The sequence below is a fragment of the Bacteroides gallinarum DSM 18171 = JCM 13658 genome (assembly GCF_000374365.1).
Taxonomy (GTDB): Bacteria; Bacteroidota; Bacteroidia; order Bacteroidales; family Bacteroidaceae; genus Bacteroides; species Bacteroides gallinarum.
The window spans coordinates 146,329-161,663 of record NZ_KB894115.1 but is presented as its reverse complement, the minus strand read 5'-3'; the positions used below and the strand labels follow the sequence as shown (position 1 = coordinate 161,663).

Below are 15,335 nucleotides of genomic sequence, written 5' to 3'. Positions count from 1 at the left end.
TTATGAAAAAGAATGCATACGTTACCATCATCGCTTCGCCTGAACTCTCCGAAATGAGGTTGGACGAACTGGTCGGTCGCCGTGGACTGGTCGTTGAAGACCTCCCGCAGAACCGAAAAAAGAACCGGGGCGGCCTTGTATTGTTGGAAGAAATCTATATGGATGAATTTCTGTGGTTCATCCCCGAAGAATCAGTATCATATGAGTAGATTAAACAGAATACTTCTGGCAACGGTGTTGCTGCTCTGTAGCATCCTCTGGCTGCAGCACCGGCGGACAATACGCCTCACGGAAGAACGCGACCGATTCCGCATGAACAGCACCGCACTGCTTTCCGATGTGAAGCGGATGCAGATCGATTCAGCGACGATGGTCCTCGATGCCAAGGCATTGCGGCTGACTATAGATGAGTATAAAGAGTTCCGTGCCAAGGATGCCGAGACCATCGAAAGGCTAGGCGTGAAAATCAGGAACCTCGAAGTGGCTGCACGGCATGAAGTCGAAGTGAAAGCCCCGATAGATGCCGCCATCCGTGACACGCTCATTATCCGTGATACCGTTCCACTGCTGCGGCAGAAGGTGGAGATGGTTACACCGTATATCCAACTTACCGGGTTGATCGAGAACAAACGGCTCAAAGGCGACATCAAAGTTCCGGTAACCCTCAATCAGGCGGTTTGGGTAGAATACAAGGGATGGTGGTTCTGGAAGCGTGTAAAGGCTATCCATCAGTCCATTTCCAGTGACAACCCGTATGTGGAAATCAGGTATTCGGAATATATACGCATACAGTGAAAGAACATGTGTCTTTTATATGTGAAAAGTTCCTGTGACGCCGGTGCGCCAAGGGACTTTTTGCTTTTAGATGTGTTAAAGGCAGATGAATATTCATGCAATGGTTTCCCCGGGATTAGTTTTCAGGTGAAAAATTAAATAACAGATATATTCATGGCAACAATAAAAGTTAAATTCCGTGCCTCTTCCGTCGAGATGAAGGAAGGCTCGCTCTACTATCAAGTGATTCACAACCGTCTGGCAAGACAAGTACATACCGGCTACAAGCTTTTTCCCTCGGAATGGGATGCCGGCATTTCCGAGATCGTGATGGATTCCGGCACGGAAGGGGGGGCGCAGGAATTACCTGCTCTCCGTGAAGACTGCCCTAGCAGAAAACTTGTCCCGTTTGAGAAGCATCATCGCACAGCAGGGATGTTTTTAGAAAGCCTTTCAAGCTCCCGTCCGTGTTTCGAAACGATAAATATCTATGTATCTGACGCATGTATTGTCTCGTTCATCCATAAACCCAAATCGGTTTCCCTTGCGGCATTTTCAAGTCTCTCAAGTAAGACTATTGTTGTCTGTTTTCTTCACTTCTATTCCCTTTCTTGTCGATGTAATACCATTCGTCGCTTTTCCAATAGTGGTATTCTCCGTCCGAACCCGGCACTTCTTTCATTTCTCCCTTGTCGGTTACTTTTGCCTTGCCGTTCTCGAATGGGAAGCCGAAGGCGAAGCGGGGCTTGATGACCGTCCTGCCGCTTTCGTCCGCGTACCCGATACGCCCTCGCTTGTCCACGATACGGTACAATCCCTCGCTGACATAATCGTTGCCATTGTCACATTGAAACACGCCGTAGTGTTTCATGGAACTGCAACCGCATAATAACATTATCACAATTATCGTTGGAATTTTGCTCATTGTCTAAATTTTAAAATATCAGAACCATAAACTATTACCATTCTTCCCGCTCATTGATACACAAAGAAAAGCCAATAGGCTATGCCCAAATTAATCAGAAACAGACCAAGCGGCAATAGTAACTGAAGCCAGAAATAGTTTTTATCCTTTCTTTCAGGATAAAGGCGGTAATAGGCACGCTCCCGCGCTTTGGTAAAGTACTTCTTTTCAATCTTTGAATACACCTCTACTGCTGCCCAGACCAAGCCGACAGACAAAGCTGACGGCAGCCACAACGGTATTACCCAGTATAGGAATCTTATTATAAGAAGCGAAGGGACAACAGCGAAAACCCACAAGAAGATAGCATCCAACGGCATAGACCACCTGTTGTGGATGCGTCGTATGCGACCCGCATAATACAGGTGGTCTATTATGCTGAACTTATATTTCCGTTTGAAAGCCATAGCTGATTTCCATTTTTACAAAAATACTGTTTTTACGGCAGACAAAGAGCATCCGGCACATTGTTTTTCGGCATAACGTGGTGATTGAGTGGACGAAAAACATTATTTTTGCGTTCGGAATCACGATTATCGGCTATGGCGAGTAGATTTCTGCAAGTATTATTGTCGGCAACTGTAGTGGCTTTCATTGCCGTAGGGTGTGGCAACAGAGGTTTCAATCCTCCGTCTGACGAGGATATGATTCATAATTTCTATGCCCATGAAGATGCGTTTAATGAAATAACCGAAATTCTGTTGAATTGCCCGTATGGCGACATTTACCCTCCGTTCTATCCAATCGGGAGCGCAACGGATTCATTGTGTTTGTCAAGTCTTGGCAATGAAAAATGCACGCGTCTTGATTCCCTGCTTGCATCGGTGGGTGGTAGGAGATTGTATTTCAAAAGCCGGCATACTTTGTGGCAGATTGAACATGGCGATTTTAGCTCAATTCCTCCCATTGAGGAACTGCCCGACACCATTGTTCCAAGCATCTCTATCATTTACTATTCTGCCGGTTGGTCTGTCGGGCCGAGTGTGGACAAGCAGTATGCTTACAGGTTCGCGGAGGACTCAACCTATGCGGTCAATTGGGAACTGAACGACCTGATTGAGCTTGTTAGGAATGATCCGGATGCACCGGGCGGTATGGCATCAAGACACATTGAGGGCGATTGGTATATTGAATTATGGTATGACAAATGATAATTATGCAATGAAAGTTACCGATATATACGAAGCTATGAACAGCAAGGCGGAAGCGTTTTTCGAGTGGTTGCAGGCTCACCCTAAATACGGGTTGCTGTTTGGTGTCGGGTTGCTTGCCCTATGGCTTGCAGGGTTGCTGTTCCGTTGGAAATGGGCATGTGAGTGGCAGTTTCATGGAAAGCTATGGTTCTTTGATGATTGCAAACCCGAAACACGCCGACGGATTAAGATAGTGCTGGTCAGCGTTCTGATTATCCTCATATTGGTCGATTTCTTTGTATGGAGGTGAGAGCATGGATAAGGACAATCGCAAATACCGGTTCTGCTTCATCGACTATATGTGGTATGTAGCCGAAAAATGGAGCGAGCGAGAGCATAACAATCTCAATGGGAGAATGTTGCTTTTCCTATGCTGGCTGTTTGCCATAACCATACCGCTTGGAATACCGCTACTATTTCGCCTTTTCAGTTGGATAATTGCTTTTGCCATAGTAATGATTCTTTGCTTTCTTCCCGACTTATTTTGCCAGCTCCGTTACACAGCCGGGCGGCGTGAAGCGCTCCGTAAATATTACGGAAAGATGAAACACTCCGGCAGGAAGCTCGCCAAAATAGTCCTTATCGTCATCGCCCTGACCGTAGCGAATTTCCCACTAATGTTTCACTTCGGATTTATACATTGGGCATGACAATGCCTGCCACTACCGCCACTGCAATGACAACGGCATAGTACACCTCTATCGCCTTTTTCCAATATAGAGGACGCAAATCAAGTTCTTCTCGGATTTCCATTCTCCAATCAGAAGGTTTGAACTGAAATCCGGAGATGCACCATGCTGCGACAACCGCCCATCCGATCAATATGCCGGTAACTATTTTCTGACCGTTATTCGGGTCGTCTTTTAGCGTAAGTAATGCCACCAAAATTAATGAGAGATAGGGAAGTCCAATTATCCCACCAGCCCGACGCTCCACCCAATCATGCCCCCCTTTCCTTCGCAGCATATCGTAGGCAAGGATGTATGCGGTTTTATGTATCATCGCAATCAAGCGAAATAAATGAGGTCTTCCTGTTTCTGCTCTTTTCATACTTTTGTAGGTTTTAAAATTCCGTATCTTCCGTCCATTCCAGAGAGTCCACCGGACAAAGCCCGGTGTTTCTCACCTCGTACCACCCGGTCAGCAGTACCCTTATGCTGTCCGGCGTATATCCCTTGACCCATGTACATTCGACAAACTTCTGGCTGCCGTCTTGGATTTCATCAAAGGTGGCATGGTTCAATAGCCCTACACGGAACTCTCCTCCCATATCTTCCTCCCTTACCTGCATGACATAGACCGGTTGCCCGTATCGGGATGTGCGACCGTCCTGATTAATCAGATATTGCAAGGCTTCGCTGGGTACTTCCTGACGGGCTCCTACCGTGATATGCAGCGCAAGGTAATCCCTCCACCTTTGCGGAACTTCCGTCCGTGTGTTCTCCACCGGCTCCGCCTTGCGCCCGTCTATCCGCATCAGTGTGCTTGGCAACAGGTACATTTCGGCAATCATCAGAAAGCCGAGGGAGAACAGGAAGAAGTAACATCTGAAGGGGCTGAACCTGCGTCCCTCATAGTGCTGCATGACCGCTTCCCTTCGTGAAAACGGGTATATCCGACCATTCGATAGATAGTGGAGAATTGCGACGATTCCGGCTATCATGGCGACTGTAAACCACTCAAATACCGTGGAGTCGAAAAGGAAATGAGCGGTTGTAAGGAAGATCGGCTCATAGATAAATATCATGATGCAAAGCATCAGCATGGACTCCCCGTCGGGGCGTCTTGGCTCGCCCTTGTAATGCCTCTGTGCCATTTCTCCCAACCAGAACAGGTAGTCGAAGAAATAATAGCGCCGTTGTCGTTCTTGCTCCTTATAGTCCCGTTTCTTCATTCTAAATATAATATTTGGTGGCTAACCGACCTTTAGGGGAGGTTACGCCGTTTGCTATCTACCGTTGTTTGATTTCTTTCGTTTAATATGTCTTTGATTAATTCCGGTACAGAAACAAAACGTACCGAAAGACGGAAACAGGATTTATTTCGGTACGCTTCCCCGATCGGTACAAAAAACACGCAAAAAACGAAAATACTACTTTTAGTCTTTTAGTATATTAGTATTTTGACTATATTTGCGGACATGACAACCATTTAAAAAACTGAATTTATGAGCAAAGCAAAAGTAATCTCCGTATTGAATCACAAGGGGGGAGTAGGAAAGACCACAACCACGATCAACCTGGGCGGTGCGTTACGTCAAAAAGGGTACAAGGTTCTTTTGATCGACCTTGACGGGCAGGCCAACCTGACCGAATCGCTGGGCTTCTCTGCGGAGCTTCCCCAAACGATCTACGGTGCGATGAAAGGCGAATACGACCTGCCGATCTACGAGCATAAGGACGGCCTTAGCGTCGTTCCCTCCTGCCTGGATCTCTCGGCCGTTGAAACGGAGTTAATCAACGAGGCCGGACGGGAGCTTATCTTAGCCCACCTTATCAAGGGCCAAAAGGAGAAATTCGATTATATCCTGATCGACTGTCCCCCCTCGCTGTCGCTGCTCACGCTTAACGCACTGACGGCCTCGGATCGGTTGATTATCCCGGTTCAGGCTCAATTCCTGGCAATGCGTGGAATGGCCAAACTTATGCAGGTCGTCCACAAGGTGCAGCAACGTTTGAACTCGGATCTTTCGATAGCCGGGGTTCTGATAACCCAGTACGACGGAAGAAAGAACCTGAACAAGAGCGTTTCGGAACTGGTACAGGAAACATTCCAGGGCAAAGTGTTCAGCACCCATATACGCAACGCCATTACGCTGGCCGAAGCCCCGACACAAGGGCAGGATATTTTTCACTATGCCCCAAAATCTGCCGGGGCAGAGGACTACGAGAAGGTATGTAACGAACTGCTAACAGAAATAAAGTAACCATATGGCAAAGAAGAACGATTTAAAAAACAGTATGTCGGCCGGGCTGACCGGGGGATTAGACAGCCTGATCCAATCCACGGCCGGGCAAAAAGAGGCTCAAAAGCCGAAGAAAGCGAAAACCGTGCATTGTAATTTTGTCATGGACGAAACCTATCACCAGAACTTAAAGCTGATCGCGATCCGCAAAGGCGATTCGCTAAAATCGGTATTGCAAGAGGCTATATCTGACTACTTGGATAAAAACAGTTCCCTGCTATAACAGCGTATCGGGAATATACAGGGCAAACACTCCACAAAAGAAATTCTCCAGGAAAAAGGTACGCAAAAAGCACCCCTACACATCAAAAAGTATATTGAAAATGCGATTCCCTATAAAAAACCCGTTGGCAGGGTTAATCTTGCGTATGTTTAACCTGCCAACGGGTACGATATTAATAAACGTTTGGATTAAGGTTGGACGTTTACGTCTTTATCTGCATCAACCCAGCCTGTTGTCTCTGCATCAAACTGGATCGGATTCAACACAGCCTCTCCCTGATCATCATAACCACCACCGAAAATCAACGTGTAGATATGACGCTTGCCCTGTTCCCATGTATCTCCGAACGGAACATAAATTGTTTTGTATTCGCTTGCTGAACCCAACAGATAAGCTCCGGACTGCCGGATTTTGCAGGCGATCTCCAGATAACATTGCTTCGCATTATCGGCCTCCAACTTGCTTTTGGTGGCTGTTTCGGAAACTTTCCAAGCAGTCAGCTCCTGTGGTATATTCAGCATAGGAGTATTTGTGGTAATATCGGTAGCTTCGGTATTGCTATTGACCGTGATGTTTGCGTTTTTCACTACGGTAAATGCGTGTGGAAATGCTAAATCAGACGAACTCCAACTTCCCGTTCCATCGGCTGCCGCAGGCAATGTGAAGGCGCCGGCAAATTTGAAATTATGAATCTTGATCACGTCGATGTCCACCTGCATGTTATCGTATTGGGTCTTTGCTTTGAATACGACCTGTGACAGAATATGTTTGAAATTAAATTTCACTATTCCGTTGTTCATGTCTTTTGTCTGGCCTTTGGCCATGGCATACATCACGTCGTAGTTTGCATGAGTAGTACCGCTTCCATACTCATCCATGCAGGTATAACTTATCTTTTGGACATCCTTGGTGGCTTCCCAACTATAAAACACTATCATGTCTTCACTAACCGTTCCGGGATTGAACGCGTAAAAGTCCAAAGCCTCGGTAGGCCAATAACGAAGGTCGTTCGCATCGTCATAATCCCACTTACCATTTTTGTACACGATCTTCACTCCGTCATGTCCAAAATCCGTGTCTACCTTTCCCATGAAGGCAGTACCATCCGTCGTAAAAGCGAACACGTCGAAATCGGTGCTCGTCAAGTTGTCGGGGGTAGTAGGGATAGCCCTCGTTTCCGCCGCATTACTTAACACGTTAAAACCAATCGCATTCCGTGAGGAGGTTTCCACATTCGCAATCTCCTCGTCTGAGCAACCCATGAGTAGAGCTCCAAAGATTGCCCAAAGCATTACTGTACTTTTTTTCATAAATAAAAACAATTTAAATTGATACATATAATTAACAAACTCGTATTACAACACTATATCCATATTCACATCATCCCAATCATCAACGTCCACATCAAATCCCGCACCGTCACTTCCCGGCTCGGATGGTACCTCATAATCAAAATTCAACACCAGATGCACATCACCGACATGCCCCGCTACCGGGACATCATGCACTTGGTCGCTCACGTCCTGTTCCAATACAGACATGCTGCCGGAACGGTTCTTGAGATACAGCCGGAAAACATTGGGCTCTCCTTCAAGTGCGGAATGTCCAAACGTATAGAATCCGCCTATAATCTGATTCCGTGAAACCATTCCATCAAAGAGCAGGCTCTCCGAAAGACCGGCGGGCAAACTGTCGCCGGACATGTTAAGCGAGCCGGACATGCCGGAAAGAACAGCCCGCAAATCCGCCACCCTATCCAGTCCCCGAAGACCGTTCACCTCATACGTGTAGTGACATACCATGTTTACGGGAGTTAGCCGTACTATCTCCGCGCTTCCTCCCGGAATGTCCTTGAGGATAACTCTGTCTATATGGTCGCCACACAGCCAGGGTGGGGTGACAGCCATTGTCCGGTTATCCGGCGACTGAACATCACGCGTATCGGCAGTAAAAAGCGTGTAACTGCCGTTTTCTTTCCAAACCATCCCGTCGGTATCGTAGTTGAAGCAAATTACCCGGTAATCATTCTCGGGGAGCTCCACTTCCCCATCCTCTCCTCCGGGGAAATCAAATATCCACGTGTTGCTTTCATCGTCGGTCGGATAAAATACGACCCTCATGCCTTCAGGCTTGTCATGATTGGAAATCTTGGTCCAGTCGAATACTACCCGCACCTTGGCAAAGTGCGGATGATCGTAACATAAATCCTTATGCTCACAAGCCGTCAGTCCTATCCATAAAAATATGAACACCAGACAAAAGCGTATCCGTATCACTGCCTGCCTCCTTTCTTCTCGTTGTAGTTGCCACGGCCGATCAACCACACCAAAGAGATACCCGCCTTGGTCGGGCCGAACCAGCGGCGTTTTTTAGTGGTCTACCATACATAGTGACCGTCCAAAGGGATGTACTCCTTGTACGATCCTCCAAGGTAGCCGATTCCCAACGTGAAATCCACATTGAACCGATGTCCCACAGGTAACGAGTAGCCGTAAGCCACGCCTCCCCCGTAACTCCATTTATCCCCCAAGTAACCTTTCCCACCCAATTCGAAATCATAGGTGACGATCTGCCCGTACAATCCGACATGATGCCCGGAAAACGGTTTTTCCACCGCTCTCCGACCGAACCAGCGGCGCAACTCCACATCTCCCCCATAGATACGCCAATAATTATGCTTCCGATCACTTTTCCACCAGGCATACATCCAATTCCCGGCCACAGACCAGTTCTTCCCCAAACAGAACTCAACCCCGATGTCAGGTATCAAAACAGCGTCATAAAGCAAGTTTGTTTTCACCGCCATGCAAAACGGCCGTTTCTTTACCGGAGCTATGACGGTAACGGTATCACGGATGCACAACGTATCACGTGTATGTATATATACCGTATCTCTGACGGGATTTATCGGATCACTATCATAGCATATTTTCACCATCGACGAACGAAGTTTCGGAAAATGGAATTTATACAAATATGAGTATGGCCTCCCCCCTTTCAGTCTTTTCAGTTCTCCCCCAAATAAGGGCTGTCCTGGTTTTCCAAACGGACGATCTTCTCCAACAAACGAAGGACATCCTCCCTCTCCGGAACATTCACATCCGCTCTCACCATCGTTATAAGTCCGTTCCAGTCGCTTCCCGAAAAATGAAAATCCCTCTCCAATACCGGAATCTTTATATAAGGTGATATATACCGCCACAAAACCTCTGCTCGTTTTTCAGACAGCCTTCCATTCAACAGCCCCCCTCCTTCCGGGGAAGCTCCTCCTATTATTTGAATTTTCCTGATAAAACGGACGGAGTCGTTCAATGCGGAACAGATTTTAGCAAACCGCTCCATCTCGTTCCCATTGTCAAGTAAACATGTATCTATATTTACCTTTCCTTGATGAAAATAGATCCTTACCGAATCACGCTTCTCCTGAGCGGATATTTCTCCGCTTATACTCAACACGAGCACGAACAATACACATTTAATATAAAAACCTCTTTTCGTCATTTAATCATTTGTTAATATGACAATCCAAACCCAGGCTTTTACACCCCCTTGAATTTCGACCGCAAAAATACACACTTATAAACCAGCTTCCAAAGCAAAAAACAAATATTTTAAACTTATAAATACTTAAAAAGACGACCACACAACAACTACAACACTTACCACAGCAGCCAATCATGCTTACACAACAACTAAAAATACTTAACATCATAAAGAAAAGTACTTAAACATACAAAAAAACAGTTATCTTTGCAAGAAACATCATACTTAATAACACTTAAAACAATAAAATACATGATATTCAGCACAAAAGCCGCCTCTTTTCTAAGTTCAATAAAAACTCAAACTTACGACAAAAAAGAAAGAGAAATGATAATAACGTATCAACAAAAACGAGTCTTTCATCTATCCCTGCTCATGCTGGTCTTATGCGCACCCATATACATATATTCAGTTCCATTTCCCAATGAACAGTTTTATTATATTAACAGCGTATTATTCCTGTTTATCATTATGTGCACTCTCGCTTATTTTAAAAAGAGAGTAAATCTGACCACGACCTTTTCCATTATACTGATAGCCATACATATCGAGATTTTTATCGAAATAATTTATTGCTCAATATGTAGCGGATATGAATATAGTTATCAAAGAGCATTGATAATGAGTAACATTACTATCTCTCTCTTATTTACCATGCTTTCCATCTGTGCCTATATGAGTAATATCTCCATCCTATTGTCCTCCCTTACCATAGCTTCCTATACAATCTGCACACTTATCACCGACGAACCGTTCCTATACAGTTATCTGCCTTTGATCATCATCATATACACCATGATCCCCTTATTAGGAAGATCCTTACACAGTAATATCAGCAGCTTGCTAAAAAGTAGCAACTTGCTAAAAGAGGAAGAGGAAATGCTTTTGAAACGTCTCCAAATGAAAAAGGAAGAACTATTCGCGTTCGCCGAGTTGTTAAGCGAGAATAACCCGGAAGAAAAGACAAGCTCCCTGTTAAACATAATAGGGGAACAATCCAAAGAAAATCTTTTTACAGCCCTTGCCGCATACCAGAAAAAGGAAAAAAGTAAACTTGATACAATCAGGAGAATATATCCCAATTTATCCCCGTCCGAATTAAACATCTGCCGTTTAATACTGCAAGACAAGACCGTCAGCCAAATATGCGAATTATTACATCGGAGTAGCGGAAACATAACCAGCCAACGAGCGAACATACGTGCCAAACTCGGACTGAAAAAAAGCGACAATTTAAAAGAAGCATTACAAGAACGCATGAGGCTGTATGAAGAAGAACACCGGCAAGAGGACTTTTCAGCCATGCGTTAGGGATTGCAGAGTAAAGCCCACAGCCTTTAGGCGAGGACTTGAAACGTAAAGCCCGACCGTCCCACGGGAACGCCCAAAAGAAAAAAAATCCCCCGAACATTCATCCGGGGGTAGTGTAAACTGAACTGTGTCACGGCTCTGTTTTTTATTCTTTCCCTCTTATTTGTGTGCAGATTTCACATCTGCATACAAATAAGAGGAGCCTTTCACAAGCAAAGTTACATAATCTTGAACCTATCACCAAATTTTATGGCAAGTTGCTGTGATATCAGTGCCCAATTAGACAGTGGCATAGTCCATTTCCCACTAATGTCTCGATAGGCAAGATACACAAGCTTTTCAAGTGCGGTGTCTGACGGGAACACACCTTTGTTCTTCGTTACTTTACGCACCTGACGATGATAGCCCTCAACCGTATTGGTTGTGTAGATAAGTTTGCGGATTGCAGGAGTATACTGAAAATATTCCGTAAGACGCTCCCAGTTGTCGCGCCAGGATTTGATTACTATGGGGTACATCTCACCCCATTTTTCATCAACCATGTCAAGCTGTGCTAATGCAGAATCCTTGCTTACAGCACCATATACGGTCTTGAGATCCTTCAGAAACTCTTTCTGATGCTTGCTTCCTACATACTTGATTGAGTTACGGATTTGGTGGACTACACATAGCTGAACGGAGGTTTCCGGGAATACACTTTGGATGGCATCAGGGAATCCCTTAAGACCGTCTACGCAACAAATCAGAATATCACGTACACCACGGTTCTGAAGGTCGGTCATAACATCAAGCCAGAAGTTAGCACCCTCACTCTCAGATATATACATACCAAGAAGATCCTTGTGACCAGACTTGTTTACACCTAGGACATTGTATATTGCACGAGTGACTGCACGACCCTTATCGTCTTTTACCTTGTAGTGAATGGCGTCAAGCCAGCAAATGGCATAGACGGGGTCAAGCATACGGGACTTCCAGGCTGTTATTTCGGGAATAACTCGGTCGGTTATAGCACTGATGGTTTCTGCTGAAAGGGTTGTGTTAAACTCACGCTCAAAGTACTTGCTTATATCACGAGTGCTTGTACCAAGAGCATACATGTTGATGATTTGATCTGCCATACCTTCAGCAAGAATTGTCTCACGTTTCTTAACTGTCTCCGGTTTAAAAGAACCGTCACGGTCACGAGGGGTTTCGACTATCACCTCTCCATACTTTGTCTGTACGGTCTTGCTCATCTTGCCGTTACGACGATTGCCAGAACTGCAGTCAACGCTATTAAGGTGAGCATCCATCTCACCTTCTAAGGCTGCGTTTAGGATACGTTCTAGCATAGGAGCCAAAGCTCCGTCTTTACCGAAGAGTGCTTCACCGCTACGCAGCTGCTGGGCTGCTTTCTTGTAGTCTATTTCCAAATTGGCCATATTATAAAAACTGTGTTAAACTATTATTATTATAGCCTGACACAGTTTATTTTACACTCTCGAACGGGGCATTGAAAGCACTCTTGGAGTTTTTCATTTGTCAACAGGTTATTATCTTTGGATAGGTAGCTTTTTGACTTTGCTATTGGGCGAAATCGCATTGTTTGTATTAAAAAACAAAATAGGATGACTCACTATAATCTACTTCGTATTTTTCCATAAATGCAATCCTTGCCAAAAAGCAGTTTGTTCGGGTGGTTGTTTGGGCGTTCCCCCTTCGGGTCGGGCTTTCCGCTACAAGTCCTCGCTATGCTGTGGCTTTTCCCCTGCAATCCCTAACGTGGGTGAAAGGGTTTTCACTATCTTGCGCTTGCACTTTGACACACGGGGCTTCGGCTGTTCGCCGAAACTTCCCGCGCCCCGTCCCGCCCGAAAGAGTTCCCCGGCGTTTGTCCGGCAGCCGACATTATTCAAGGTAGTATTCTATAATATCTTTTATCAGTAGCTCTTCTCCTTGTTTCCATAATTTCCAGCCTTGTTCACTCTTTATTGTATCGCCTTGTACCTCAAACGGTTTTCGGACTTCTGTATTGTCCTTGAAGCAGACTACCGTCACCATGCGAAGATAGTCTTCCCAAGAGATATAGTAGGTGTCAAAGTCATGCGTTCTTTTCGCTGGAATACCATTTATCCGCATGAGGCTGCGGTTGCGTTGCATCCTGTTTCCATGCATCATAATCTGCCCAGATGAACAGTTGATCCATGCCGTTTTTCCGCTTTCCTCGTTCAGTACAATTTCAGCCCTTCCCGCCATTAAGCCCAACACTCTAAAACGGAGCATGGGAAAAGTGTAGATCAGACTTGCCGTCTCTTCTAAGTATTCATGTATGTTGCTTCCGGATCTCCATGCCAAGGGCATTAACGTATCTGATTCCGAAGAGTAACGATAGTAATATCTGCCATCTTTGCATGAAGCGTTATTCTGTCCGTCCTGCCATTCCTGCGGATTGTCATCCTTCCTTTTCCGCTCGGCAATATCCTTGTCAAACGGATACTGATGCAGTGCAATGCTATCTTCCGGCTCCTTGCACGTTGCTGTCCGGTATAATGGTATGACGGGGTTCTGCTCGGCTATGACCTCCATGAACCCAATACCCAAAGGAGCATATAATCCATTCTTGCGTTGGAACTGGAAATGATTGCCTTGTATGAAAAGGGAGGGAAAATCATCGGAAGCAATCCCCGTTATTATATCCGCTTCGCCAATAACATCCGCTGTCCGTTGGTCTTGTTTGCATGAAGATGTGCAGGCGGACTCATTGTCTGTCGGAGGCATAGGCGGCTTGCAACTCATGACCGATGCAGCCGTCAAAAGTAGTGTTATGATGACGGTTTTCATCTAAGTTTAAGCCCCACCTTCACCATGCCATGTGCAGGTTTGGGTATTATCTTGATAGTTATGCTGTATCCATTGCCCTGATTTCTCACCGTCGGTGTATTGTCCCTCAATGGTTATATAGGGTTTACCCTCCCATGTTGATTCCACACGATACGAACCGTCGAGTTTTCCATTACGGTAGTGGCATGTAGTCTTGCTGCGTATTGCGCGGCCGTCCTCGAAGATTTCCCATTCCTCGCCATCTTTTTTCCCGTCGATATAATGAGATTCAAAAATCTGCTTACCCGTCTTGTTGGCAAAGCGACGTTCCCGCCCGTTCTCCACACTCTGTTTGTACTCCTTTTCTATCTCTATTTTTCCGTTACGGAAATAGGTCTTTACAGTTCCGTCTATCTTGCCTTGTAGTATGGGTGTTTCCTTTCGGGGAGTAACGCCGTCTTGGTAGTATTCCGTGAATGTACCGTTACGCTTGCCCTTGACATATATGCCCGACTCACGCAATACCCCGTCACGGTAGCGATGATAGTCACCGTTTATCATGCCGTCTGAAAGTTTCACGTGTTCTTCGTCAAGCCCTCGTATAATGCGATATTTTCCCTGCAACGGCCGTTTACTGTCTTTTTTATAATATACTGTGCGGTGTGCATCATCCGTCAGGGGCTGCAAATCATTCCATTCTACTGTTTGTTGTGCGGAAACCGTGCCGCAAAGCAACAAAAAAATGTATAGTATCAACATTCTATTCATATGTCGTATATTTTTATTTTTCGAGGTTGATAATGTTCTGTGGCAAACTGATTTTCAGGGGGGGGGCAAACCGCTTATTATATTTATTTTGAAGAAATTTCTCCATTCTTATAGCTTTGCTATAAAATAAAGCATTAATCCAACTATTATATTCACTCTTCAAGTTTACTTTTCACCAATTTCAGGAATTCCTCCTTAGTCATGAACCTGTCGAGAAAATCATTCAGTCGTCCCTCATTGGTTACTTCCGTGAAAAATTCCTCATGATCCGTACTCCAGACGACAGGATTCTCAGGGTCGTTATCTGACAGGCAGATGAGATAGTAATTGGGATAACCGTCCGTATAAAGCAGCTCTACAAAATCCAGAGTGGCACAATTTGAATACTTGATGATTTCACCCAGCTCTGCATTATCCGTAAACCAACCATTCCATTCTTCAAAATCCGGTGTCCCTTTTTGGAATGGCGTAAATGGTCTGGCAACCCAAAACAGTTGGCGGCGAGGTTCTTCATCCAAGGTAAAGAACGTATCTGTCATTTCCTTATAGAACGCCTCCCTGTTAGAATTGAACAACTCCATATGCTCATCCACCCAATCGCCCAAACCTTCAATCGGCTCTGTATCTTCGGCAGCCAGCCAGGGCGTGTCCACCGGTTTAAGGAACAAGGCCGTATCGAATGTAATGGCACAGAGATCCTCTTTCAGTGAATTCCCTTTCAGGTTTGCTACGTTGCCGCCCAGTAGCCTGATTCTGTCTGTTATTTCCTTTTTCATGAGTGCCGTATAATTT

The 15,335-nt window shown here is 45.4% G+C and carries 18 protein-coding genes and 1 pseudogene; 8 read left to right on the top strand and 11 right to left on the bottom strand.

The window, feature by feature from the left end; translation table 11 throughout:
- Positions 1-2: 2 nt before the first annotated feature.
- Both C233_RS0100720 and C233_RS0100715 read left to right on the top strand, forming a co-directional pair.
- Entirely contained in the window at positions 3-209 is a 207-nt protein-coding gene (locus C233_RS0100720; RefSeq protein ID WP_008860768.1) for a hypothetical protein, read from the top strand.
- Positions 202-795, top strand: a complete 594-nt coding sequence (locus C233_RS0100715) for a DUF6549 family protein (protein WP_008860767.1) — start codon at positions 202-204, stop codon at positions 793-795. The genes C233_RS0100720 and C233_RS0100715 overlap by 8 nt, the downstream gene beginning before the upstream one ends.
- A 553-nt stretch (positions 796-1,348) precedes the next feature.
- Here the strand turns inward: C233_RS0100715 and C233_RS0100710 are convergent.
- Positions 1,349-1,699 (bottom strand): WG repeat-containing protein, encoded by a 351-nt coding sequence (locus tag C233_RS0100710; protein WP_009316569.1) that lies wholly within the window; start codon positions 1,697-1,699, stop codon positions 1,349-1,351.
- Positions 1,700-1,749: 50 nt separating this feature from the next.
- Positions 1,750-2,145: a hypothetical protein gene (locus tag C233_RS0100705; RefSeq protein WP_009316570.1), complete on the bottom strand. Its 396-nt coding sequence runs from the start codon at positions 2,143-2,145 to the stop codon at positions 1,750-1,752.
- A 135-nt stretch (positions 2,146-2,280) separates the two neighbouring features.
- On the opposite strand from C233_RS0100705, the gene C233_RS0100700 reads away from it, so the two are divergent.
- Genes C233_RS0100700 through C233_RS0100690 form a run of 3 tightly spaced genes read left to right on the top strand, consistent with a single transcriptional unit; the run spans position 2,281 to position 3,581 of the window.
- Positions 2,281-2,889 carry a DUF4948 family protein gene (locus C233_RS0100700; RefSeq protein WP_009316571.1) on the top strand — a complete coding sequence of 203 codons (609 nt, stop codon included), beginning with the start codon at positions 2,281-2,283 and terminating at the stop codon, positions 2,887-2,889.
- A 10-nt stretch (positions 2,890-2,899) separates the two neighbouring features.
- On the top strand, positions 2,900-3,181 hold the full coding sequence (locus tag C233_RS0100695; RefSeq protein ID WP_009316572.1) for an Imm17 family immunity protein: 282 nt from the start codon (positions 2,900-2,902) through the stop codon (positions 3,179-3,181).
- 4 nt (positions 3,182-3,185) lie between these two features.
- Complete coding sequence (locus tag C233_RS0100690) at positions 3,186-3,581, top strand: hypothetical protein (protein WP_018665652.1); 396 nt, start codon at positions 3,186-3,188, stop codon at positions 3,579-3,581.
- Here C233_RS0100690 and C233_RS0100685 read toward each other — a convergent pair.
- Together C233_RS0100685 and C233_RS0100680 are read right to left on the bottom strand one after the other, a co-directional pair.
- Positions 3,565-3,981, bottom strand: a complete 417-nt coding sequence (locus C233_RS0100685) for a hypothetical protein (protein ID WP_009316573.1) — start codon at positions 3,979-3,981, stop codon at positions 3,565-3,567. The genes C233_RS0100690 and C233_RS0100685 overlap by 17 nt on opposite strands.
- Positions 3,982-3,994: 13 nt before the next feature.
- Complete coding sequence (locus tag C233_RS0100680) at positions 3,995-4,825, bottom strand: hypothetical protein (RefSeq protein WP_009316574.1); 831 nt, start codon at positions 4,823-4,825, stop codon at positions 3,995-3,997.
- A gap of 273 nt (positions 4,826-5,098) precedes the next feature.
- Here C233_RS0100680 and C233_RS0100675 point away from each other — a divergent pair, with 273 nt between their 5' ends.
- Positions 5,099-5,857, top strand: a complete 759-nt coding sequence (locus tag C233_RS0100675; protein WP_005868802.1) for a ParA family protein — start codon at positions 5,099-5,101, stop codon at positions 5,855-5,857.
- Positions 5,858-5,861: 4 nt separating this feature from the next.
- Positions 5,862-6,119 (top strand): hypothetical protein, encoded by a 258-nt coding sequence (locus C233_RS0100670; protein ID WP_005648607.1) that lies wholly within the window; start codon positions 5,862-5,864, stop codon positions 6,117-6,119.
- A gap of 188 nt (positions 6,120-6,307) precedes the next feature.
- Here C233_RS0100670 and C233_RS0100665 read toward each other — a convergent pair whose 3' ends face one another.
- The 3 genes and pseudogenes from C233_RS0100665 to C233_RS22100 all read right to left on the bottom strand — a co-directional run bounded on the left by C233_RS0100665 (position 6,308) and on the right by C233_RS22100 (position 9,620).
- Positions 6,308-7,429 (bottom strand): fimbrillin family protein, encoded by a 1,122-nt coding sequence (locus tag C233_RS0100665; protein WP_026314684.1) that lies wholly within the window; start codon positions 7,427-7,429, stop codon positions 6,308-6,310.
- A gap of 45 nt (positions 7,430-7,474) precedes the next feature.
- The gene (locus C233_RS0100660) at positions 7,475-8,395 is read right to left on the bottom strand and encodes a DUF5119 domain-containing protein (RefSeq protein WP_026314683.1); all 921 of its coding nucleotides are present in this window, start codon (positions 8,393-8,395) and stop codon (positions 7,475-7,477) included.
- Positions 8,392-9,620 (bottom strand): annotated as a pseudogene (locus C233_RS22100) (DUF3575 domain-containing protein). Before C233_RS22100 ends, C233_RS0100660 begins: the two are co-directional and overlap by 4 nt.
- A gap of 294 nt (positions 9,621-9,914) precedes the next feature.
- Between C233_RS22100 and C233_RS0100650 the strand changes: the two are divergent.
- On the top strand, positions 9,915-10,973 hold the full coding sequence (locus C233_RS0100650; RefSeq protein ID WP_018665648.1) for a helix-turn-helix domain-containing protein: 1,059 nt from the start codon (positions 9,915-9,917) through the stop codon (positions 10,971-10,973).
- Between the two features lie 218 nt (positions 10,974-11,191).
- On the opposite strand, the gene C233_RS0100645 is transcribed toward C233_RS0100650, so the two are convergent.
- The 4 genes from C233_RS0100645 to C233_RS0100625 all read right to left on the bottom strand — a co-directional run bounded on the left by C233_RS0100645 (position 11,192) and on the right by C233_RS0100625 (position 15,319).
- Positions 11,192-12,397 (bottom strand): IS256 family transposase, encoded by a 1,206-nt coding sequence (locus C233_RS0100645; protein ID WP_009316578.1) that lies wholly within the window; start codon positions 12,395-12,397, stop codon positions 11,192-11,194.
- Positions 12,398-12,863: 466 nt separating this feature from the next.
- The gene (locus tag C233_RS0100640; protein WP_004328511.1) at positions 12,864-13,796 is read right to left on the bottom strand and encodes a hypothetical protein; all 933 of its coding nucleotides are present in this window, start codon (positions 13,794-13,796) and stop codon (positions 12,864-12,866) included.
- A gap of 6 nt (positions 13,797-13,802) precedes the next feature.
- Positions 13,803-14,543: a toxin-antitoxin system YwqK family antitoxin gene (locus C233_RS0100635; RefSeq protein WP_004328512.1), complete on the bottom strand. Its 741-nt coding sequence runs from the start codon at positions 14,541-14,543 to the stop codon at positions 13,803-13,805.
- A 152-nt stretch (positions 14,544-14,695) separates the two neighbouring features.
- The gene (locus tag C233_RS0100625) at positions 14,696-15,319 is read right to left on the bottom strand and encodes a hypothetical protein (protein WP_018665645.1); all 624 of its coding nucleotides are present in this window, start codon (positions 15,317-15,319) and stop codon (positions 14,696-14,698) included.
- Between the last annotated feature and the right edge of the window lie 16 nt (positions 15,320-15,335).